Origin of the sequence: Inhella proteolytica (assembly GCF_016093275.1) — a bacterium.
Lineage (GTDB): Bacteria > Pseudomonadota > Gammaproteobacteria > Burkholderiales > Burkholderiaceae_C > Inhella > Inhella proteolytica.
On sequence record NZ_JAEDAK010000018.1, the window covers coordinates 22,827 to 41,580 of the forward strand.

19 protein-coding genes are annotated in these 18,754 nt (G+C 70.6%); 15 read left to right on the forward strand and 4 right to left on the reverse strand.

Features of this window, described 5'->3' with window-relative positions:
• Positions 1-112 precede the first annotated feature (112 nt).
• From I7X39_RS19680 to I7X39_RS19705, 6 genes are all read left to right on the forward strand, one after another.
• On the forward strand, positions 113-1,270 hold the full coding sequence (locus I7X39_RS19680; protein WP_198112890.1) for a maltoporin: 1,158 nt from the start codon (positions 113-115) through the stop codon (positions 1,268-1,270).
• A 20-nt stretch (positions 1,271-1,290) separates the two neighbouring features.
• The gene (locus tag I7X39_RS19685; RefSeq protein ID WP_198112938.1) at positions 1,291-2,529 is read left to right on the forward strand and encodes an ABC transporter substrate-binding protein; all 1,239 of its coding nucleotides are present in this window, start codon (positions 1,291-1,293) and stop codon (positions 2,527-2,529) included.
• Positions 2,530-2,647: 118 nt separating this feature from the next.
• Positions 2,648-3,526, forward strand: a complete 879-nt coding sequence (locus I7X39_RS19690) for a carbohydrate ABC transporter permease (protein WP_198112891.1) — start codon at positions 2,648-2,650, stop codon at positions 3,524-3,526.
• Positions 3,523-4,368 (forward strand): carbohydrate ABC transporter permease, encoded by an 846-nt coding sequence (locus tag I7X39_RS19695; RefSeq protein WP_198112892.1) that lies wholly within the window; start codon positions 3,523-3,525, stop codon positions 4,366-4,368. Before I7X39_RS19690 ends, I7X39_RS19695 begins: the two co-directional genes overlap by 4 nt.
• 3 nt (positions 4,369-4,371) lie before the next feature.
• Positions 4,372-5,433: an ABC transporter ATP-binding protein gene (locus tag I7X39_RS19700; RefSeq protein WP_198112893.1), complete on the forward strand. Its 1,062-nt coding sequence runs from the start codon at positions 4,372-4,374 to the stop codon at positions 5,431-5,433.
• Between the two features lie 7 nt (positions 5,434-5,440).
• The gene (locus tag I7X39_RS19705; protein ID WP_198112894.1) at positions 5,441-6,412 is read left to right on the forward strand and encodes an aldo/keto reductase; all 972 of its coding nucleotides are present in this window, start codon (positions 5,441-5,443) and stop codon (positions 6,410-6,412) included.
• Between the two features lie 59 nt (positions 6,413-6,471).
• Here I7X39_RS19705 and I7X39_RS19710 read toward each other — a convergent pair whose 3' ends face one another.
• Complete coding sequence (locus tag I7X39_RS19710; protein WP_198112895.1) at positions 6,472-7,176, reverse strand: cytochrome b/b6 domain-containing protein; 705 nt, start codon at positions 7,174-7,176, stop codon at positions 6,472-6,474.
• Positions 7,177-7,280: 104 nt separating this feature from the next.
• Here I7X39_RS19710 and I7X39_RS19715 point away from each other — a divergent pair, with 104 nt between their 5' ends.
• The 4 genes from I7X39_RS19715 (at position 7,281) to I7X39_RS23360 (ending at position 10,214) form a co-directional block, all read left to right on the forward strand.
• A complete protein-coding gene (locus tag I7X39_RS19715) occupies positions 7,281-7,613 on the forward strand; it encodes a PepSY domain-containing protein (RefSeq protein ID WP_198112896.1) in 333 nt (110 codons plus the stop codon).
• 2 nt (positions 7,614-7,615) lie between these two features.
• Positions 7,616-8,272 (forward strand): response regulator transcription factor, encoded by a 657-nt coding sequence (locus I7X39_RS19720; protein ID WP_198112897.1) that lies wholly within the window; start codon positions 7,616-7,618, stop codon positions 8,270-8,272.
• Complete coding sequence (locus I7X39_RS19725; RefSeq protein ID WP_198112898.1) at positions 8,269-9,639, forward strand: sensor histidine kinase; 1,371 nt, start codon at positions 8,269-8,271, stop codon at positions 9,637-9,639. The genes I7X39_RS19720 and I7X39_RS19725 overlap by 4 nt, the downstream gene beginning before the upstream one ends.
• A gap of 86 nt (positions 9,640-9,725) precedes the next feature.
• Positions 9,726-10,214 carry a PepSY domain-containing protein gene (locus I7X39_RS23360; protein WP_232352078.1) on the forward strand — a complete coding sequence of 163 codons (489 nt, stop codon included), beginning with the start codon at positions 9,726-9,728 and terminating at the stop codon, positions 10,212-10,214.
• Here I7X39_RS23360 and I7X39_RS19735 read toward each other — a convergent pair.
• Together I7X39_RS19735 and I7X39_RS19740 are read right to left on the reverse strand one after the other, a co-directional pair.
• Positions 10,206-11,630, reverse strand: coding sequence for a hypothetical protein (locus I7X39_RS19735; protein ID WP_198112899.1), 1,425 nt, complete (start codon positions 11,628-11,630; stop codon positions 10,206-10,208). The genes I7X39_RS23360 and I7X39_RS19735 overlap by 9 nt on opposite strands.
• 66 nt (positions 11,631-11,696) lie before the next feature.
• Positions 11,697-12,431, reverse strand: a complete 735-nt coding sequence (locus I7X39_RS19740; RefSeq protein WP_310739950.1) for a spermine/spermidine synthase domain-containing protein — start codon at positions 12,429-12,431, stop codon at positions 11,697-11,699.
• An 83-nt stretch (positions 12,432-12,514) separates the two neighbouring features.
• Between I7X39_RS19740 and I7X39_RS19745 the strand changes: the two genes are divergently transcribed.
• A complete protein-coding gene (locus I7X39_RS19745; RefSeq protein WP_198112900.1) occupies positions 12,515-13,861 on the forward strand; it encodes a ferredoxin reductase family protein in 1,347 nt (448 codons plus the stop codon).
• 201 nt (positions 13,862-14,062) lie between these two features.
• On the opposite strand, the gene I7X39_RS19750 is transcribed toward I7X39_RS19745, so the two are convergent.
• The gene (locus I7X39_RS19750; RefSeq protein ID WP_198112901.1) at positions 14,063-14,611 is read right to left on the reverse strand and encodes a phasin family protein; all 549 of its coding nucleotides are present in this window, start codon (positions 14,609-14,611) and stop codon (positions 14,063-14,065) included.
• Positions 14,612-14,750: 139 nt separating this feature from the next.
• Here I7X39_RS19750 and I7X39_RS19755 point away from each other — a divergent pair, with 139 nt between their 5' ends.
• The 4 genes from I7X39_RS19755 to I7X39_RS19770 are packed head-to-tail and all read left to right on the forward strand — an operon-like array spanning position 14,751 to position 18,750.
• Positions 14,751-15,719, forward strand: a complete 969-nt coding sequence (locus tag I7X39_RS19755; RefSeq protein WP_198112902.1) for a histone deacetylase family protein — start codon at positions 14,751-14,753, stop codon at positions 15,717-15,719.
• A complete protein-coding gene (locus tag I7X39_RS19760; protein WP_198112903.1) occupies positions 15,688-16,392 on the forward strand; it encodes a nitroreductase in 705 nt (234 codons plus the stop codon). Before I7X39_RS19755 ends, I7X39_RS19760 begins: the two co-directional genes overlap by 32 nt.
• A 7-nt stretch (positions 16,393-16,399) precedes the next feature.
• Positions 16,400-17,797: a sodium:proton antiporter gene (locus I7X39_RS19765; RefSeq protein ID WP_198112904.1), complete on the forward strand. Its 1,398-nt coding sequence runs from the start codon at positions 16,400-16,402 to the stop codon at positions 17,795-17,797.
• Positions 17,794-18,750, forward strand: a complete 957-nt coding sequence (locus I7X39_RS19770; protein WP_198112905.1) for a 2-hydroxyacid dehydrogenase — start codon at positions 17,794-17,796, stop codon at positions 18,748-18,750. Before I7X39_RS19765 ends, I7X39_RS19770 begins: the two co-directional genes overlap by 4 nt.
• The last annotated feature ends 4 nt before the right edge of the window (positions 18,751-18,754 follow it).

The following is an 18,754-nucleotide window of genomic DNA, read 5'->3' on the forward strand; positions in this document are numbered from 1 at the left end:
CGCGTTTCTTTAACGTCTCCTTAACATCCGCTCCGCTAGCAAATCTGAACGATTGCTGAATGCGGGCCCCGGAACCCGTTGTCAGCAGCACAACAAGGACCGAGGAGACCCCATGAACCCCACGCGCAAGCTTGCGCCCCTGGCATTGCTGCTGCTCGCCAGCGGCGCCGCCCAGGCCCTGGACTGGACCGGCTACTTCCGCGCCGGCCCGGGCCTGACCAGCAACAACGCCAACCGCGCCTGCTACGGCCTGAACGGCGGCAGCCCCGGCATGAAGTACCGCCTGGGCAATGAATGCGATCTGTACGGCGAGTTCCAGCTCGACCAGGCCTTCAAGAAGGACGGCCTTGAGTACAAGGTCAGCCTGATGACCAACCACTACACCGGCAACACCGACACCGACGGCAAGGGCCTGGCCATCGAGCAGCTCTGGGCCGAGGTCAAGGGCATCGACCTGGCGCCCGAGGCCACCTTCTGGGTGGGCAAGGAGCGCGGCCGCCGCGGCGATGTGCACATCACCGACACCCAGATCGTCGAGATGAAGGGCGTGGGCTTCGGCGTCAAGAACCTGGGCGGCCGCTTTGGCGTGGCCTATTACAAGAACGACGATCAGCCGCAGAAGCCCGGCCACCGCATCAACCTGGAATGGCTGAACCTGCCGGCCAACCAGGACGCCGCGCTGAACGTGTTCGCCACCCTCACCAAGGGCGACTTCCAGGGCGGCACCAGCGGGGCCGGCCTGTCGCTGCGGCACGATCAGAAGAAGCTCTTCGGCACCGGCCTGTCCAACACCCTGTGGCTGCAGTACGCCCAGGGCTCGGCCGCCGTGAACAGCAACTTCGGCGACCTGACGGCCGGCAGCCAGGCCAAGGGCTGGCGCCTGGTGAACGCCTTGAACGGCCAGAGCGGCGCGGTGGGCGGGCAGCTGCACCTGCTGCTGGCCAAGGAAAGCGACAAGTCGGGCAAGGACACCACCTCGGCCTCGCTGGGCGGCCGCGTGAGCGTGGGCATGAGCCGCAACCTCAAGTTCCTGACCGAGCTGGGTGTCTCGCAATACAAGCCCGAGGGCGGCAGCACCGCCCGCCTGAGCAAGCTGACCGTGGGCCCAGCGCTGTCGATCGACAACAGCTTCTGGTCCCGCCCCGAGCTGCGCCTGTACGTGACGCATGCGCGCTGGAACCAGGCCGCCGGTAACGTCACGGGCAATGCCGCCTTTGCGAACAAGACCTCCGGAACCTCTGCCGGCGCCCAGGTCGAATGGTGGTTCTGAACATGCACACGGAGACCCAGATGAAGAAGCAATCGATCGCCCTGGCCCTGGGCCTGTTGTTCGGCGCCGCCCAAGCCGGCGAAGTGGAAGTGCTGCACTGGTGGACCGCCGGCGGCGAGGCCAAGGCCGCGCAAGGCCTGAAGGCCAGCCTGCAAGCGAAGGGCCACAGCTGGAAGGACTTCGCCGTGGCCGGTGGCGGTGGCGATTCGGCCATGACGGTGCTGAAGAGCCGCGTGGTCTCGGGCAACGCCCCGGCGGCGGCGCAGATCAAGGGCCCCAGCATCCAGGAATGGGCGCGAGAAGGCCTGCTGGCGAACATGGACGCGGTGGCCAAGGCCGAGAACTGGGACGGCGTGCTGCCCAAGGTCGTCAGCGACGTGATGAAGCACCAGGGCCAGTACGTGGCCGCGCCGGTGAACGTGCACCGCGTCAACTGGCTGTGGGCCAATGCCGAGGTGCTGAAAAAGGCCGGCGTCAAGCCGCCCAGCAGCTGGGACGAGTTCTTCACCGCCGCCGAAGCGCTGAAGAAGGCCGGCGTCATTCCGCTCGCCCATGGCGGCCAGAACTGGCAGGACTTCACCACCTTCGAATCGGTGGCCCTGGGCGTGGGCGGTGCGGACTTCTACAAGAAGGCCCTGGTGCAACTCGATGCCGCCACGATCAACAGCGCCACCATGGACAAGGTGCTGGAAACCTTCCGCCGCGTGAAGGCCTACACCGACAAGAACGCCCCCGGGCGCGACTGGAACCTGGCCACCGCCATGGTCATCAAGGGCGAGGCCGGCATGCAGCTGATGGGCGACTGGGCCAAGGGCGAGTTCCTGGCAGCCGGCAAGGCGCCGGGCAAGGACTTCGTCTGCGTGGCCGCGCCCGGCACCGCCAAGGCCTTCACCTTCAATGTGGACAGCTTCGCCCTCTTCAAGCTGAAGAAGGCCGACGCCCAGGCCGCGCAGCGCGACTTCGCCTCCGCCGTCATGTCGCCCGCCTTCCAGGAGCTGTTCAACCTGAACAAGGGTTCCATCCCGGTGCGCACCGATCTGAAGATGGACAAGTTCGACGACTGCGCGAAATTGAGCAACCAGGACTTCCTGGCCACCGCCAAGGCCGGCAGCCTGGTGCCCTCGATCGCCCACGGCATGGCCGTGCCCTCGGCGGCCGAAGGCGCGATCAAGGACGTGGTGAGCCAGTTCTGGAACAACGACACCATGACCGTGGCGCAGGCCAAGCAGCGCATCGCGGCTGCCGCCAAGACCCAGTGAACGGGGTTTGACCCTTGGGGCGCCCACCGCCCCTGTCTGCATGCCGGTGGCACTCCCGCCGGTTTGGGATTCCCGCCCTGCCTTCAGGGCAGGGCGGGGCCCTTTTTTGGTTGCGGCTATGAACACACCCCTCGCGCGCACACCCTGGCTGCCCAAGCTGGTGCTGGCGCCTTCCTTCGCGCTGGGCCTGGCCTTCATCTACGGCCTGATGGCCTGGAACGGCTACCTCAGCTTCTCGGCCAGCCGCCTGCTGCCCAATTACGAGTGGGCCGGCCTGGTGCACTACCAGGCCCTGTGGGGCAACGAGCGCTGGTGGTTGGCGCTGCGCAACCTGGCGGTGTTCGGCGGCCTCTTCATCGGCGGCGCCATGGCCCTGGGCCTTTTGATGGCGGTGCTGCTGGACCAGAAGGTGCGCGCGGAAGGCGCGCTGCGCACGGTGTTCCTGTACCCGATGGCGCTTTCCTTCATCGTCACCGGCACGGCCTGGAAGTGGATCCTCAACCCCGGCCTGGGCCTGGAGAAGCTGCTGCACGACTGGGGCTTCGAATCCGCCCAGTTCAGCTGGCTGATCGACCCCGAGATGGCGATCTACTGCGTCGTCATCGCGGCCATCTGGCAGAGCAGCGGCTTCGTGATGGCGCTCTTCCTGGCCGGCCTGCGCTCCATTGACGACTCCATCCTCAAGGCCGCTCAGGTGGATGGCGCCAGCCTGCCGCGCATCTACTGGCGCATCCTCATCCCCAGCCTGCGCCCGGTGTTCTTCTCCACGCTGATGATCGTGGCGCACCTGGCCATCAAGAGCTTCGACCTGGTGATGGCGCTCACCAGCGGTGGCCCCGGCTACGCCACCGACCTGCCGGCCACCTTCATGTACACGATGGCCTTCACGCGCGGCCAGATCGGCCTGGGCGCCGCCAGCGCCACCATGATGCTGGCCACGCTGGCCGCCATCGTCGTGCCCTATCTGTACTCGGAACTGCGGAGCAAGAAGGCATGAAGCCGCATCGCTTGATCCTCTGGGGCGCGCTGCTGCTGCTCGCGCTGTTCTTCCTGCTGCCGCTCTACGTGATGCTGGCCACCGCGTTCAAGAGCATGGACGAGGTGCGCATGGGCGGTTTGCTGAGCCTGCCGCAGGCGCTGGACTTCGGTGCCTGGGCCAAGGCCTGGGGCACGGCCTGCACCGGCATGCAATGCGGCGGCCTGAAGCCCTATTTCTGGAACTCCGTGGCCATGGTGGTGCCGGCGGTGGCCATTTCCACGGCACTGGGCGCACTGAACGGCTATGTGCTCACGCAATGGCGCTTCCGTGGCAGCGAGCTGCTGTTCGCGCTGCTGCTGTTCGGCGTGTTCATGCCCATGCAGGTGGTGCTGCTGCCCATGAGCCAGGTGCTGGGCTGGTTCGGCCTGGCCGACCACCTGGGCGGCCTGGTGCTGGTGCATGTGCTGGCCGGCCTGCCCAGCACCACCCTGTTCTTCCGCAATTACTACCTGGGCGTGCCGGGCGAGCTGCTGAAGGCCGCGCAGCTGGATGGCGCGGGTTTCTGGACCTTCTTCTGGCGCGTGCTGCTGCCGCTGTCGGGCCCGATCGTCGTGGTGACGGTGATCTGGCAGTTCACCGCCATTTGGAACGATTTCCTCTACGGCGCGGTGTTCAGCGGCTTCGACAACAAACCCATCACCGTGGGCCTGAACAACCTGGCCAACACCAGCAGCAGCGTCAAGGAATACAACGTGGACATGGCCGGCGCGCTGATCGCGGCGCTGCCCACGCTCGCGGTGTATGTCCTCGCCGGCAAATATTTCGTCCGCGGCCTCACGGCCGGAGCAGTCAAGGGCTGAGCCATGCAAGCACTCAAGATCGAAGGCATCCGCAAGACCTTCCACCAGACCGAAATCCTCAAGGGCATCGACATCGCCATCGAGCCCGGCGAGTTCCTCATCCTGGTCGGCCCCTCGGGCTGCGGCAAGAGCACCCTGCTGTCGATGATCGCCGGCCTGGAGCAGCCCAGCAGCGGCCGCATCCTCCTGGGCGAGCGCGACATCACCGCGCTGCCCAGCAAGGACCGCGACATCGCCATGGTGTTCCAGAGCTACGCGCTTTACCCCAACATGAACGTGGCGCAGAACATCGCCTTCGGGCTGGAGATGCGAAAGGTGCCCAAGCCCGAACGCGCCGCCACCGTGGCCCGCGTGGCGGCCATGCTGCAGATCGAGCACCTGCTGGAGCGCCGCCCGGCGCAGCTCAGCGGCGGCCAGCGCCAGCGCGTCGCCATGGGCCGGGCGCTGGCGCGCGCGCCGCAGCTCTTCCTGTTCGACGAGCCGCTCTCCAACCTGGACGCCAAGCTGCGTGTGGAGATGCGCGCCGAGATCAAGCTGCTGCACCAGCGCACCCGCACCACCACGGTGTACGTCACGCACGACCAGGTCGAGGCCATGACCCTGGGCGACCGCATCGCCGTGATGAAGGACGGCCAGGTGCAGCAGTTCGGCACCCCGCACGAGATCTACACCCGCCCCGCCACCGTGTTCGTGGCCGAGTTCATCGGCTCACCGCAGATCAACTGGATTGCGGCGCAGCGCCAAGGCGCCGGGCTGGCGGCGCATGGGCTGGAGCTGGGGCTGAACGGCGAGCAGGCTGCGGCGCTCTCCGCCGTGGGGGGTGAATGCCTGTACGGCCTGCGGCCCGAGGCCCTGCAGCTGGCGGGGGAAGGGCTGCCGGGGCGGGTGCACATGATCGAACCCACGGGGCCGGAGACGTACCTGTGTGCCGACACGCCGGTGGGCCGGCTGACGGCGCGCGTGCCCGGCGAAGTGCGCGAGCGCGTGGGGGATGCGGTGCATCTGCGCTGGGTGCCGGAGGCGGTGCATTTGTTTGATGCGGGGACGCAGCGAAGGGTGGCTTAATCCGCGCATGAAAACTTTTCCCTTGCAAGAACACCTTCCCCAAACCAGCCGCTTGGTGCTGGGCTGCATGGGGCTGGGCGGCGGCTGGAATCACGACCCGATCGGCGAGGCGGAAATTGCCCACGCGCAGGCGGCGGTGGAAGCGGCGCTGGACATCGGCATCCGCCTGTTCGACCACGCCGACATCTACACGCACGGCAAGGCCGAGCAGTGCTTGGGTGAGCTGTTGCGGCGCCAGCCCAGCTTGCGAGATCAACTGCAGATCCAAACCAAGTGCGGCATCCGGTTTGGGGACGCCGAGGGCCCCAAGCGCTACGACCTCAGCGCGGCGCACATCCAGGCCAGCGTGGAGGCCAGCCTGCGGCGCCTGAACACCGAGTATCTGGACTTGCTGCTGCTGCACCGGCCCGACCCCCTGATAGAACCCGACGAGGTGGCCGAGGCGCTGCAGCGCTTGCGCGCCAGCGGCAAGCTGCGGCATTGGGGGGCCTCCAACATGCATGCGGGGCAAATGAGCCGCCTGAGCCGCGCCATGGGCGAGCCGCCGCGGGTGAATCAGCTGGAGATGAGCCTGCTCAAGTTGGACTGGCTGGACGCGGGCACCTGCTTCAACGACCCCCAGGGCCGGAATGGCCTAGCGTGGGGGGAGACCCTGGAGTTTTGCCAGAACCAGGCCGTGCAGCTCCAGGCCTGGGGGGCCATGGCGCGAGGCTGGCTGAGCGGCGCGGCACCCGAGGGCGCTTCTGCGGCGGTGGTCCGCACGGCGGAGCGGGTGCGCACCGTGGCACTGCGCCATGGGGTGCCGCCCGAGGCGGTGGTGCTGGCCTGGCTGATGCGCCACCCGGCCGGCATTCAGCCCGTCATCGGCACCACCCAGCCCGCACGCATCCGCGCCTGCGCGCAGGCCGAGCAGCTCACGCTCACGCGGGGGGAGTGGTATGGCCTGTACGAAACGGCCCGAGGCGTGGAGCTGCCATAGCGTGACGGTGCGGTAGGGGATCGGTGCACAGCGCGTCGGGTGCCACCGCCGCGCCGGGCTCAGTCGTCGTCGTCCTCAGGGTGCCCCCGCTCCCCCCGGTGCCCATGCTCCCCCATCGGCATCGCCGCCTGTTCCTGCGTCCACACCCAGCCCGTCCCCAGCACCAGCCCCGCGGCCAGCAGCGCCGCCACCGCACGCCGGTCGCTGCGCACCAGGTCCGGCCCGGCGCCCGGCAGCTTGCCGCTGCCCATCGGGCGCAGCAGGTTCTGTCCGCGCTGCCAGCTGCTCAGCAGGAGCAGGGTGGGGTGCAGCAGGGCGATCAGGCCCAGGCTGTTGGCGAAGAACTCGTGCACCTCTTCCATCGCCTCTTCCAGGCCGAACCATTCCTGGTAGGTGACTAGGCCGCTGAGCAGCAGCAGGGGCAGGCCCAGCAGCAGGGTCAGGGGCAGGGCGGCCAGCAGCAGGTTCTGGCCCTGGCGCCAGAAGCCCGGGCGCGCGGCGCCGCTGCCCTGCAAGGCTTCGCGCAGCCAGGCCGGGCCGCTGCCCAGCCGCCGCAGCAGCAGGGCCCAGCGCGCCGGGCGCGGCCCGAAGAATTGGTAGAGCAACCAGGCGCTCAGCAGGCCGGCAATGCCGTAGCCCAGCGCCACATGCAGGGCGCGCCAGTCGTCGGCATCGCCGGTCAGCCAGGCCAGGCCGAAGCCGAGGGCGAGCAGGGCGTGGAAGACGCGGGTGGGGGCATCGGTGACGCGGCGGCTGGGGTTCATGGCGGCTCCTTGAAGCATGGCGGCCATTCTTTGCAGCGGGGCTTGAAGCGAAGCTGAAGCGCGCGTTCATCTCCGGTTCAGACAAGCTGCTCACAATCGGCGGCATGAAAGCCCGCGCCCGCCCCTTCTGCGTCGCCCTCGGCCTGGTGCTGCTGGGCGGCTCGGCCGTGGCGGGCGACCGCGGCGAGGCCGAGCGCGTGCGTGCTGCGGTGCTGGCCGGTGAGGTGCTGCCGCTGCCCCAGCTGCTGGAGCGCCTGCAGCGCAGCCACCCGGGCCAGGTGCTGGAGATCGAACTGGAGCGCGGGGACGGCCGTTGGATCTACGAGATCAAGCTGCTGCAAGCCGGCGGCCGGCTGCTGAAGCTGGAGGTCGAGGCCAAGAGCGGCGCCGTGCTGAAGCAGCGCGTGCGCAGCGCCCCGGCTTCGGCCCCGCACTGACCATGCGCGTGCTGCTGGTGGAAGACGACACCCAGCTGCGCGAGCCGCTGCGCCGCACCCTGGTGGAGGCCGGCTACGCGGTGGATGAGGCCGCCACCGGCCCCGACGCCCTGCACCTGGGCCAGACCGAACCCTATGACGCCGCGGTGCTGGACCTGGGCCTGCCCGGGCTCGATGGCCTGAGTGTGCTGCAGCGCTGGCGTGCGGCGGGGCGCACGCTGCCGGTGCTGATCCTGACCGCGCGCGACAGCTGGCACGAGAAGGTCGCGGGCATCGACGCCGGGGCCGACGACTACCTGGCCAAGCCCTTCCACACCGAGGAGCTGCTGGCGCGGCTGCGCGCACTCATCCGCCGCGCGCAAGGCTTGGCCTCGCCGCTGCTGCAATGCGGCGGCCTGGCGCTGGACACGCGCAGCGGCCGCGTCAGCCTGGACGGCGCCACCGTGAACCTGACCGCGCACGAGTACCGCCTGCTGGCCTACCTGATGCACCGGCCCGGCCAGGTGGTGTCGCGCACCGAGCTGACCGAACACCTGTACGCGCAGGACTTCGAGCGCGACTCCAACACCATCGAGGTCTTCGTGGGCCGGCTGCGTCGCAAGCTGCCCGGCGTGGCGCTGGAAACCGTGCGCGGCCTCGGCTACCGGCTGGCGGCATGAAGGCTGCGGGTTCGCTGCGCTGGCGCCTGCTGGGGCTGACGGCGCTGGCCGCCGCGCTGATCGTCAGCGGCGCCGGCCTGCTGCTGGCCGGCCTGTTCCGCGACACCGTGCTGCGCCAGTTCACCAGTACCCTGGTGAGCCAGCTGGACCAGGTGACGGCGCGCCTGGAGCCCGGTGACGCGGTGGGTGTGCAGCTGGACCCCGCGGCCCTGAGCGACCCGCGCTGGACGCGCCCGTACTCGGGCCTGTACTGGCAGATCGATGGGCCGAAGGCGCCCGGCCTGCTGCGCGCGCGCTCGCTCTGGGACGCCCAGCTGCAGGCCCCGCCCGACGCGCTGGCCGATGGTGAAGTGCATGTGCACGAGATCCCCGGCCCGAACGGCGCGGCCCTGCTGCTGGTGGAGCGCAGCGTGCGCTTCGACGGCTCCGGCCCCTGGCGCGTGCTGGTGGCGGGCGATCTGCGTGATATCGAGGCCGCGCTGCGGCGCTTCAACACCACTCTGGCCCTGGCGCTGCTGGCCTTGCTGGCCCTGCTGGCGCTGGCGGCCTGGGCGCAGGTGGGCATTGGCCTGGCGCCACTGCGCCGCCTGCAGGCCGCGCTGGCGGCGCTGCGGGCCGGCCAGGCCCAGCGCATCGAGGGCCAGTACCCCAGCGAGCTGCAGCCCCTGGTGCAGGGCTTCAACCAGGTGCTGGACCAACAAGCGGAGGGCCTGGCGCGCGCCCGCACGCAGGCCGGCAACCTGGCCCATGCGCTGAAGACGCCGCTGGCGGTGCTGCAGCAGTCCGCCGAACAAGCGGGGCCGGGCGAGGCCGCGCTGGCGGTGCTGGTGGCCGAGCAGGTGCGCCAGGCGCGCCGCCAGGTGGACTGGCACCTGGCCCGTGCCCGCGCCGCCGCCGCCCAGGCCCAGCCCGGCCTGCACACCCCCATCGCCCCGGCGGCTGCGGGCCTGCTGCGCGTGCTGGCGCGCGTGCATGCCGAACGCGGCTTGCACTTCGACGCCAGCGGCCTGCCGCCCAATCTGGCCTTTGCCGGCGAGGCCCAGGACCTGCAGGAGATGCTGGGCAACTTGCTGGACAACGCCGGCCACTGGGCGCGCACGCGGGTGCGCCTGAGTGGCGAGCGGCAGGGCGAGCGCCTGCTCTTGCGGGTGGAGGACGACGGCCCCGGCATCCCCCCCGCGCAGCGCGCGCAGGCGCTGGCGCGCGGCGGCCGGCTGGACGAAAGCCTGCCCGGCAGCGGCCTGGGCCTGGCCATCGTGGCCGAGCTGGCCGAGCTCTACGGTGGGCGGCTGCAGCTGGGTGATGCCGCGCTGGGCGGCCTATGCGCCGAACTGGAGCTGCCGGCTTTTGGGGCGCCGCCAGCCTGAACGGCGTGTTCAGGCCCGGTTCAGGGCCTGAATCGCACAGTGGGGGCGCAGTCTGAATCCGGGCTGTTTCCAACAGGAGAAGCACCATGAACGCCACCCGCCTCATCACCTCGGCACTGATCTCTTCCGCGCTGCTCGCCGGCCTGGCCTGGGCGCAAACGCCCGCGCCGCAAACCCCGCAACCCGCCGCTGCCAGCACCGCCGCGCCGCTCACCCTGGCCCAGCTGCACGCCCGCCTGCAGGCCGCCGGCTACCGCCAGGTGCTGGAGCTGGAGCAGGAGCGCGAGCGCGTGGAAGCCAAGGCGCAGGACCGCGACGGCCGCTGGGTCAAGCTGGAACTGGACGGGCGCACCGGCGCCGTGCTGCACAGCAAGCCGGGCTCGGCCCCGCGCGACGCGCAGGCCAGCGGGCTGGACTTCGGCCAGCTGCTGAGCCAGCTGGAAGCGGCCGGCTACCGCGCCGTCCAGAAGATCGAGCGCGAGCGCGACCGCGTGGAGGTGCGCGCCGAGGACGCGCAGGGCCGCCGCGTCAAGCTGGCGCTGGACCCGCAGACCGGCGCCGTGCGCTCACGCTGAAGCCGCGCGCCACTCGCGCACATAGCCGTCGTGGCGCAGCAGGCTGGGGTCGGCATCGGCCGAATGCGTGCCGGGGCCGTCCGCCAGCCCGCCCAGCAGCCAAGCCCCTTGCCAAGGGCTCAGGCTGCGCAGCTGGTTGTGGCGCGGGCCCGCGGGCAGCGCCAGGCGCTGCAGCAGCCTGCCCTCGGCGTCCAGCTGCGCCAGCAGGGGCTGCGCCGCCTCCGAGATGCTGGCCCCGGCCGGGTTCTGCGTGTAGCCGCTCACCCCGGCCACCAGCAGGCGGCCATCGGGCTGGGCGGCCACGTCAAAGATCAGCTCGCCGGCGTCCAGCTGCAGCACGCGGTACTGCGCCACGCCCGCGCCACCTTGGCCGGCCTGGGGCAGCAGGGCCAGGTAGGCGTCCCAGCCCTCGGCCGTCTGCTGGCTGCGCACGCGCCCGGCCAGGGCCCATTGGCCGCGGCCGCTGAGCCAGCGCAGCGCATGGGGCTCGCTGCGCTGCTGGGTGTTCAGCACCGTGGTGCCGCGGCGCAGGCCGTCGGCGTCGTACTGCGTCAGCAGCGCGCCGGTGCGCAGCTCGGGGTCCAGGGCCTCGCCGAAGTAGCTGCCATGGCCGGCGGCCAGCTCGGTGAAGTCCAGGCTCAGGGCCACGGCCAGCTGGCCCTGCGGCCCGCTGTCCAGCAGCAAACGCCATTGGTGGTCCAGGCTCTTGAAGGGGTCGAAGCTGCCCGAGGTGACGAAGCGCGCGCCGATGGCCACGCCCGGCTCCACCAGGCGGCGCCACTGCGGCTCGAAGCCGGCGGCGGCGCGCCAGCCCAGGCGGTGCAGCACCACGGCCTGGCGGCCGGAACGGAAGGCCAGCGCCAGGTCCTCGCCCAGCGGGGCCAGGCGCGCGGCGTCGCGCGTGGCGTGCGGCAGCAGGGCCGTGGGGTCGCGCAGTTGCAGCGGGTCGTCCATGAAGGGGTCGCTGGCGGCCTGCGGGTCGGCAAAGGCCAGTTCGCGCAGCAGCTCACCGCTGGCGCTGCGGCGCTGCAGGAAGAGGGCGCGGTCGCTGGCCTGCAGCAGGCTGAACTCGCCTGAGGGGTGCAGCGCGAAGTCCAGCAGCGAACGCCCGGCCTCGGCCTGCAGCACGCGCGGGCTGCCCTGGCCTTGCTGGCCCGAGACCCAGAGCTCGCGCTCCGGCCGGCTGCGCTCCTCCAGCGGGCGCGCCCGCTCCACCAGGCCCAGCCAGCGGCTGGCGCTGCTGCTCAGCTTGACTACGGCGCGGCCGCTGACGGCCAGCTGCAGGGGAGGGGGCGGCGGTGGGGGCTCCACCGGGGGTGGGGCACTGCCGCCCCCGCCACCACCACAGGCACTCAGACCCAGCCCGGCCAGGGCCAGCAGGCCCTGGCGGCGCGACAAAGGGGGAACAGCAGACACAGGCAGCACTCCGGCGCAGTCACAAGGGCTGCGCAGGCTAGGGCAAACCCGTATCCGGGCCGAAAGTCAGCCGGCTGTGGGCTGTGCCAGCGCTTGCTGCACCGCACGCACCCCACCGCGCACCTGGGCCCAGGCGGCGGGGCTGAGGCCCGGATTGCGCGCCTCGCCCAGGCGCGCGCGCAGCGGCTGGCGCCCGGCGAACACGATGGTGTTGCTGCACTCGGGGTCGGGCAGCTGCAGCACCTGGTGCGCGAAGGCGCGCTCGATGCGCGCGAGCTGGCGCTCGTAGTCGGGGTCGCCGGCGTAGAGGTTGGCCACCAGCACGCCCTCGGGGCTGAGCAGGGCGGCGCAGTCGTCGTAGAAGGCCTGCGAGGCCAAGGCGGGCGGCTGGCCGTGGTAATCGAAGCCGTCCACCAGCAGCACGTCAAAGGGCTGCGGCGGGCTGCGCACGAAGTCCGCGCCATCGGCCAGGCGCACGCGGAAGCGCTCGCTGTCGGGCGGCACCTCGAACTCCTCGCGCAGGGCGATGACGTGCGGGTTGATCTCCACCACCTTCAGGAAGGCCTGCGGCAGTTGCTGGTGGATGAACTTGGCCAACGAGCCGCCGCCCAGGCCGATCATGGCGATGGCTTGTGGCGCCGGCTGCAGGGCCAGAAAGCCCATCATGGTGCGGGTGTAGGCCAGCTCCAGGCGGTCCGGCCGGTCCACGCGCATGCGGCTCTGCACCGCGTGCAGGCTGAAGTGCAGGGACTTGGTGTCCTCGGTGCGGCAGACGAAGGGCGGGACGGGGGAATCGGGCACGGGAGCGGGGCAGGGCGGGTCGGGGGGTGATTGTCCGGCGAGCTGCCGCACACTGGCTGCTGGACCCAGCCCGAATTCCTGCCATGCGCCCGATCCGCATTGCCTTCCTCGTGTCGCTGCTTGGCCTGACCCTGCTCTGGCTGCTGGCGGCTGCGCCGCAGCTGGTGCAGGCCCAGACCCTGGCGGCCTGGCGTGGCCAGCTGCTGCAGGCCAGCGGCCTGCTGGCCCTGGGCGCGATGGGCCTGGCGCTGGTGCTGACCCTGCGCCTGCCTGCGCTCGAGCGCCTGCTGGACGGGCTGGACAAGATGATCCGCCTGCACCGCTGGCTGGGCGGGGCGGCGCTGGGTTTTTCGCTGCTGCACTGGCTGCTGGTGCAGGCGCCGCACTGGGCATTGCAGGCCGGCTGGCTGACGCGCTGGAGCCGCGGCCCGCGCGCACCGGTCAGCACCGCCTGGCAGGAATGGCTGCAGGGCCAGCGCAGCGTCGCCGAAGCCGCCGGAGAGTGGGGCCTCTATGCCCTGCTGCTGCTGGGCGGGCTGGCGCTGCTGCGCCGCTTCCCCTACCGCTGGTTCCTGAAGACGCACCGCCTCCTGAGCCTGCTCTACCTGCTGCTGCTGGGGCATGGCCTGGTGCTGCTGAACTGGGCGAGCTGGTCGTCGCCGCTGGGCCTCGTGCTGGGGCTGCTGCTGGCGGGCCTGCTGGCCGCCGGCGCGCTGGCCGCGCTGCTGAGCCTGGCCGGCCGCATCCGAGCCGGGCGGCGGGCGCTGGGCGAGGTGGAGGCGCTGGAGCGCCTGGACGGCGTGGGCGTGAGCGCGGTGCGCGTGTGCCTGCACACGCCCTGGCCCGGCCACCAGGCGGGCCAGTTCGCCTTCGTCTGCTTCGACGCCAGCGAGGGCCCGCACCCCTTCACCATTGCTTCCGACTGGCAGGGCGATGGCCGCCTGCTGTTTCTCATCAAGGGCCTGGGCGACTACACCCGTGCCCTGCCCGAGCACCTGCGCGTGGGCGATGCGGTGACGGTGGAGGGCCCCTACGGTCGCTTCGACTTCGAGGGCGGGCGCGCGCGCCAGGTCTGGGTGGGTGCGGGCATCGGCATCGCGCCCTTCGTGGCCCGGCTTCAGGCGCTGGCGCACCGCCCCGGCGCGGGCGCGCAGGTGGACTTGATCCACTGCACCGCCCAGGTGGACGAGCGCGCGCTGCAGCACCTGCGCGAAGACGCTGCGGCCGCCGGCGTGCGCCTGCATCTGCTGATCGACGCGCGCGATGGCCTGCTGACGCTGGAGCGCCTGCGCGAGCTCGTGCCCGACTGGGCCGAAGCCGAGTTCTGGTTCTGCGGCCCGGCCGCCTTTGGCACGCGCCTGCAGCGCGAGCTGCTGGCCCTGGGGCTGCCGGCGGCCCGCTTCCACCAAGAGCTGTTCCGGCTGCGCTGAAGGCCGCAGGCGCAAAAAAACCCCACCAGTTGCCTGGTGGGGTCAATCGATCCCCTTTATCAAAGGACCGAGGAGACGTCGCCTGGGCACAAACGGTCCTGAGGACCGTTTGTGCCTGCCGACGCGCCAGGGCCTCCGGCCCTGGCGGGGCTATCACTTAGCGCTTACCGGCGCACAGCGCCGGCCAGCCGCTGAGAAAGCTCAGGCCGCAGCCTTCTTGCTCGAACGCGAAGCCTTAGCCGCCGTCGCAGTCATGGTCTGGAAGTTCGACTCGGCCACTTCAGCCGCCTGCTTGGCCGCCTTCTGCACCGACTCAAACGCGTTGTTGGCGGCGGCCAGGCCCGACTTGGCCAGGGCGACGACGTTCTCGGTGCCGGCCGGGGCGTTCTTGGCCAGGTTCTCCACCAGACCGTCGAACTTCGACTTGGCTTCGCCGATCTGCTCTTCCACCAGCTTGCCCAGCTCGGCGCCGGTGCTCAGGGTGATGTCGGCCACGTGGCGGCTGTAGGCGGTGGCCTTCTCGCCGCTGGGCTGCAGCAGGCTGGTCTGCAGGGCCACCAGCTCTTGCACGTCCTTGACGGACAGCAGGGCCGAGGTGGTCTCGGCGGCTTCGGTCAGCGCGGTCTTGGCCAGTTGCAGGTGCAGCTCGGCCAGCTTCTCGGCGCCTTCAAAGGCCTTGGCCTGGAAGCCGAACAGGGCGGCAGCGGCGGTCTTTTGATTGGCGAAGAATTGCTCAGGGGTCACAAACATGATGAGGCTCCTATAAAAACAGCGTCGGGATCGACAGCGGTGTTTTTGTGCACCGCAACATGGAGCGAAGTATTCAGCAAGCCTGACGCCCTTGCAAGCACTTTTTGTGCGCTGCAACAATTTCTTCACACGGCACCCCATGCAGGCCTTCCATTTCGACGCGCAGCCCCTGAGCCTGCCGCCCGGCCACCGCTTCCCGCAGCACAAGTACGGCGCCCTGCGCGAGCGCCTGGCGGCACGCGTGCCGGGCCTGCGCCTGCAGCCCGCGCCCAAGGCGGCGCTGCCGGCCGTGCGGGCCGTGCACACGCACGCCTATGTGGACAAGGTGCTGCAGGGCGGTTTGAGCGCCGCCGAGCAGCGCGAGATCGGCTTTCCCTGGCACCCCGGCATGCCGGTGCGCGCCCTGCATTCCGTGGGCGCCACGCTGGCCGCCACCCGCGCGGCGCTGGCAGAGGGCCTGGCGATGAACCTGGGCGGTGGCACCCACCACGCCAGCGCGGCCCAGGGCGGCGGCTACTGCGTGTTCAATGACGTGGCCGTGGCGGCGCGCTGGGCACAGCGCCAGCGCGGCGTCACGCAGGTGCTGGTGATCGACCTGGACGTGCACCAGGGCAACGGCACGGCGGCCCTGTTTGCCGGCGACCCCACGGTGTTCACGCTCTCGCTGCACGGCGCCAAGAACTTCCCCTTCCGCAAGGTGGCGGGGGATTTGGACGTGGACCTGCCCGACCACTGCGGCGACGCCGCCTACCTGCAGGCGCTGGATGCCGCGCTGTCCGAAGTGGAGCGGCGCCTGCCACGCCCGCCTGAACTGGTCTTCTACCTGGCCGGAGCGGACCCGCACGAGGGCGACCGGCTCGGCCGCCTGGGTCTGAGCACGGCCGGCATGGCCGCGCGCGACGAGCGCGTGTTCGCCTGGCTGCGCCGCCACCGCGCTGCCACCGTGTTGCTGATGGCCGGTGGCTACCCCACCGAGCTGGAGCAACTGCTGGATGTGCAGCAGGCCACCGTGGAGCAGGCGTTGGCGCTCTGGGCCGAGTGGAACAATCCCGCGCCTTCCCTGAACCCGACGCCTGATGACGCTTTCGGAGCCGCTGCCGGCGGCTGATGTCCTCTCCCTGCTGCTGCGCGAACGCCGCTCGGTGCGCGCCTTCCTGCCGCGCCCGGTGGAGCGCGCCCTGATCGAGCGACTGCTCGCCGACGCGGCGCGGGCGCCCTCCGGCGCCAATCTGCAGCCCTGGCAGGTGCACGTGCTCACTGGGGCCAGCCTGCAGCAGGTGGTGCAGCGCGCCCAGGCCATCCACCACGACCCCGAGCAGGCCGTCCCACTGCAAGCCGAGTACCGCTATTACCCGGCCGACTGGAAGCCCGAGTACGCCGCGCGCCGCCGCAAGATCGGCCTGGACCTGTATGCGCTGCTGGGCATCGGCAAGGGCGACAAGGCGCGCATGCACGAGCAGCACGGCCGCAACTACGCCTTCTTCGGCGCCCCGGTGGGCCTGCTCTTCACCATTGACCGCAGCCTCACGCAGGGCTCGTGGCTGGACTGCGGCATGTTCATGCAGAACCTGATGCTGGCCGCGCGCGCGCAGGGGCTCGACACCTGCGTGCAGGCCGCCTGGATCCACTACCACGCGCAGCTGGCCGAGTGGCTGGCGCTGCCGCCCGAACAGATGCTGCTGTGCGGCATGGCCCTGGGCTATGCCGACCCCGAAGCCCCCGAGAACTGCCTGGTGACCGAGCGCGCGCCGGTGGCCCGCTTCACCACCTTCCACGACTGAGGTCCCCATGCGCACCTGGCCCTTGCTGACCCTGCTGCTGACCCCGAGCCTGGCGCAGGCCGCCAGCCTGGATGCCAGTGCCTTCGGTCCGCTCTGGGCCTTGCCCTTCGTGGGCATGCTGCTCTCCATCGCCCTGGGCCCGCTGCTGGCGCCGCGCTTCTGGCACCACCATTTCGGCAAGGTGGCGCTGTTCTGGGCCGCCTGTTTCGTGCTGCCGCTGGCAGCCACGCAGGGGCTGGGCGTGACGGCCGCCGCGGTGTGGCACACCCTGCTGGCCGAGTACCTGCCCTTCGTGCTGCTGCTGGTGGCGCTGTTCACCGCCTCGGGCGGCATCTATGTGCGCGGCAATCTGCATGGCTCGCCGGCGCTCAATACCGGTCTGATGGCGCTGGGCGCGGCCCTGGCCTCGGTGATGGGCACGACCGGTGCCTCGATGCTCTTGATCCGCCCGCTGATCCGCGCCAACGACAACCGGCGCCATGTCGTGCACGTCATCGTGTTCTTCATCTTCATCGTCTCGAACGCCGGGGGCTCGCTGACGCCCTTGGGGGACCCGCCGCTGTTTCTGGGCTTCCTGCAGGGCGTGAGCTTCTTCTGGACGGTGCGGCATGTGGGGCCGGAGATGCTCTTCGTCGTCGGCCTGCTGCTGGCGATGTTCTATGCCATCGACCGCCACTGGTACGCCAAGGAAGGCGTGCTGCCGCAGGACCCGACGCCGGACACGCCGCGCCTGGGGCTGGACGGCGCCATCAACTTCCTGCCCCTGGGCCTGGTGGTGGGCCTGGTCCTGCTCAGCGGCCTGTGGAAGCCGGGCGTGGTGTTCGATCTGTTCGGCACGCCGCTGGCCCTGCAATCCCTGGTGCGCGATGTAGGCCTCATCGGCGTGACCCTGCTCTCGCTCGCTCTCACGCCCAAGGGCGTGCGCGAGCGCAACCAGTTCAGCTGGGCGCCGATGGCCGAGGTGGCCAAGCTCTTCATCGGCATCTTCCTCACCATGCTGCCGGTGCTGGTGATGCTGCAGGCCGGGTTGAATGGTCCGTTTGCGGGCCTGGTGCAGTGGGTCTCCACGGCCGAAGGCCAGCCAATTCCGCTGGCCTACTACTGGCTCAGCGGCTGGCTCTCGGCCTTCCTGGACAACGCGCCCACCTACCTGGTGTTTTTCAACCTGGCTGGGGGCGACGCCGCCCAGCTCATGGCGAGTGGCGCGGCCACGCTGGCCGCCATCTCGGCCGGTTCGGTCTTCATGGGGGCGATGAGCTACATCGGCAACGCCCCGAATTTCATGGTCAAGGCGATTGCCGAGGACCGCGGCATCGCCATGCCCAGCTTCTTCGGCTACATGGCTTGGAGCTGCGGCCTGCTGCTGCCGGTGCTGGCCCTGATGAGCTGGATCTTCTTCCGATGAGCAAACCCAAACTGCTGGTGGCGCGCCGCCTGTTTCCCGGGCTGTTGGAGCCGCTGCGCGCCCACTACGAGCTGGACCTGCACGACAGCGATACCGCGCTGGAGCCCGCGGCGCTGCGCGCGCGCCTGCAGGGCTGCTGGGGGATGCTGGGCTCGGGCAGCGAGCGCGTGGACGCCGAGCTGCTGGCCGCCTGCCCGGCGCTGCGCGCCGTCGCCCTCATCACCGTGGGCTACAACAACCTCGACGTGCCGGCCTGCCGCGCGCGCGGCCTGCAGCTCAGCCATGCACCGGGTGTGCTGACCGAGACCACGGCGGAATTTGGCCTGACCCTGCTGCTGGCCACCGCACGCCGCGTGGGCGAGGGCGAACGCTACGTGCGTGCGGGCCTGTGGCAGGGCTGGTCCATCGACCAGTTCGCCGGCGCGCCGGTGTGCGGCACGGTGCTGGGCATCGTCGGCATGGGGCGCATCGGTGGCGTCATCGCGCGCCGTGCCGCACTGGGCCTGGACATGCGGGTGCGCTACTTCAACCGCCAGCCGGTGGCGGACTGCGAGTTCGCCCAGTGGCGCCCCTTGCCCGAGTTGCTGGCCGAGGCCGACCACCTGATGGTGGTGGTGCCCTACAGCGCCGCCACGCATCACCTGATTGGCGCGGCCGAGCTGGCGCAGATGAAACCCAGCGCCACACTGATCAACATCGCCCGCGGCGGCGTGGTGGACGACCGTGCGCTGGCCGCCGCGCTGCGCAGCGGCCGCCTGGCCGCGGCGGGCCTGGATGTGTTCGAGGGCGAGCCGGCCGTGGCGGCTGAGCTGCTGGCCTGCGAGAACGCGCTGCTCACGCCTCATATCGCCAGCTCCACCCTGCCCACCCGCCAGGCGATGGTGCAGTGCGCGGTGGACAACCTGCTGGCCTGGGCGCGCGGCGAGCCCGGGCCAACGCCGATTCCGGGCTGATTCG

What these genes read in the sequence shown, in the direction of transcription:
- I7X39_RS19680 (WP_198112890.1), top strand. Translation starts at nt 113, where the DNA reads ATGAACCCCACGCGCAAGCTTGCGCCCCTGGCATTGCTGCTGCTCGCC.
- I7X39_RS19750 (WP_198112901.1), bottom strand. Translation starts at nt 14,611, where the DNA reads ATGTTTGTGACCCCTGAGCAATTCTTCGCCAATCAAAAGACCGCCGCT.
- I7X39_RS19690 (WP_198112891.1), top strand. Translation starts at nt 2,648, where the DNA reads ATGAACACACCCCTCGCGCGCACACCCTGGCTGCCCAAGCTGGTGCTG.
- I7X39_RS19760 (WP_198112903.1), top strand. Translation starts at nt 15,688, where the DNA reads ATGACGCTTTCGGAGCCGCTGCCGGCGGCTGATGTCCTCTCCCTGCTG.
- I7X39_RS19695 (WP_198112892.1), top strand. Translation starts at nt 3,523, where the DNA reads ATGAAGCCGCATCGCTTGATCCTCTGGGGCGCGCTGCTGCTGCTCGCG.
- I7X39_RS19745 (WP_198112900.1), top strand. Translation starts at nt 12,515, where the DNA reads ATGCGCCCGATCCGCATTGCCTTCCTCGTGTCGCTGCTTGGCCTGACC.
- I7X39_RS19770 (WP_198112905.1), top strand. Translation starts at nt 17,794, where the DNA reads ATGAGCAAACCCAAACTGCTGGTGGCGCGCCGCCTGTTTCCCGGGCTG.
- I7X39_RS19685 (WP_198112938.1), top strand. Translation starts at nt 1,291, where the DNA reads ATGAAGAAGCAATCGATCGCCCTGGCCCTGGGCCTGTTGTTCGGCGCC.
- I7X39_RS19725 (WP_198112898.1), top strand. Translation starts at nt 8,269, where the DNA reads ATGAAGGCTGCGGGTTCGCTGCGCTGGCGCCTGCTGGGGCTGACGGCG.
- I7X39_RS19755 (WP_198112902.1), top strand. Translation starts at nt 14,751, where the DNA reads ATGCAGGCCTTCCATTTCGACGCGCAGCCCCTGAGCCTGCCGCCCGGC.
- I7X39_RS19715 (WP_198112896.1), top strand. Translation starts at nt 7,281, where the DNA reads ATGAAAGCCCGCGCCCGCCCCTTCTGCGTCGCCCTCGGCCTGGTGCTG.
- I7X39_RS19710 (WP_198112895.1), bottom strand. Translation starts at nt 7,176, where the DNA reads ATGAACCCCAGCCGCCGCGTCACCGATGCCCCCACCCGCGTCTTCCAC.
- I7X39_RS19705 (WP_198112894.1), top strand. Translation starts at nt 5,441, where the DNA reads ATGAAAACTTTTCCCTTGCAAGAACACCTTCCCCAAACCAGCCGCTTG.
- I7X39_RS19765 (WP_198112904.1), top strand. Translation starts at nt 16,400, where the DNA reads ATGCGCACCTGGCCCTTGCTGACCCTGCTGCTGACCCCGAGCCTGGCG.
- I7X39_RS23360 (WP_232352078.1), top strand. Translation starts at nt 9,726, where the DNA reads ATGAACGCCACCCGCCTCATCACCTCGGCACTGATCTCTTCCGCGCTG.
- I7X39_RS19700 (WP_198112893.1), top strand. Translation starts at nt 4,372, where the DNA reads ATGCAAGCACTCAAGATCGAAGGCATCCGCAAGACCTTCCACCAGACC.
- I7X39_RS19720 (WP_198112897.1), top strand. Translation starts at nt 7,616, where the DNA reads ATGCGCGTGCTGCTGGTGGAAGACGACACCCAGCTGCGCGAGCCGCTG.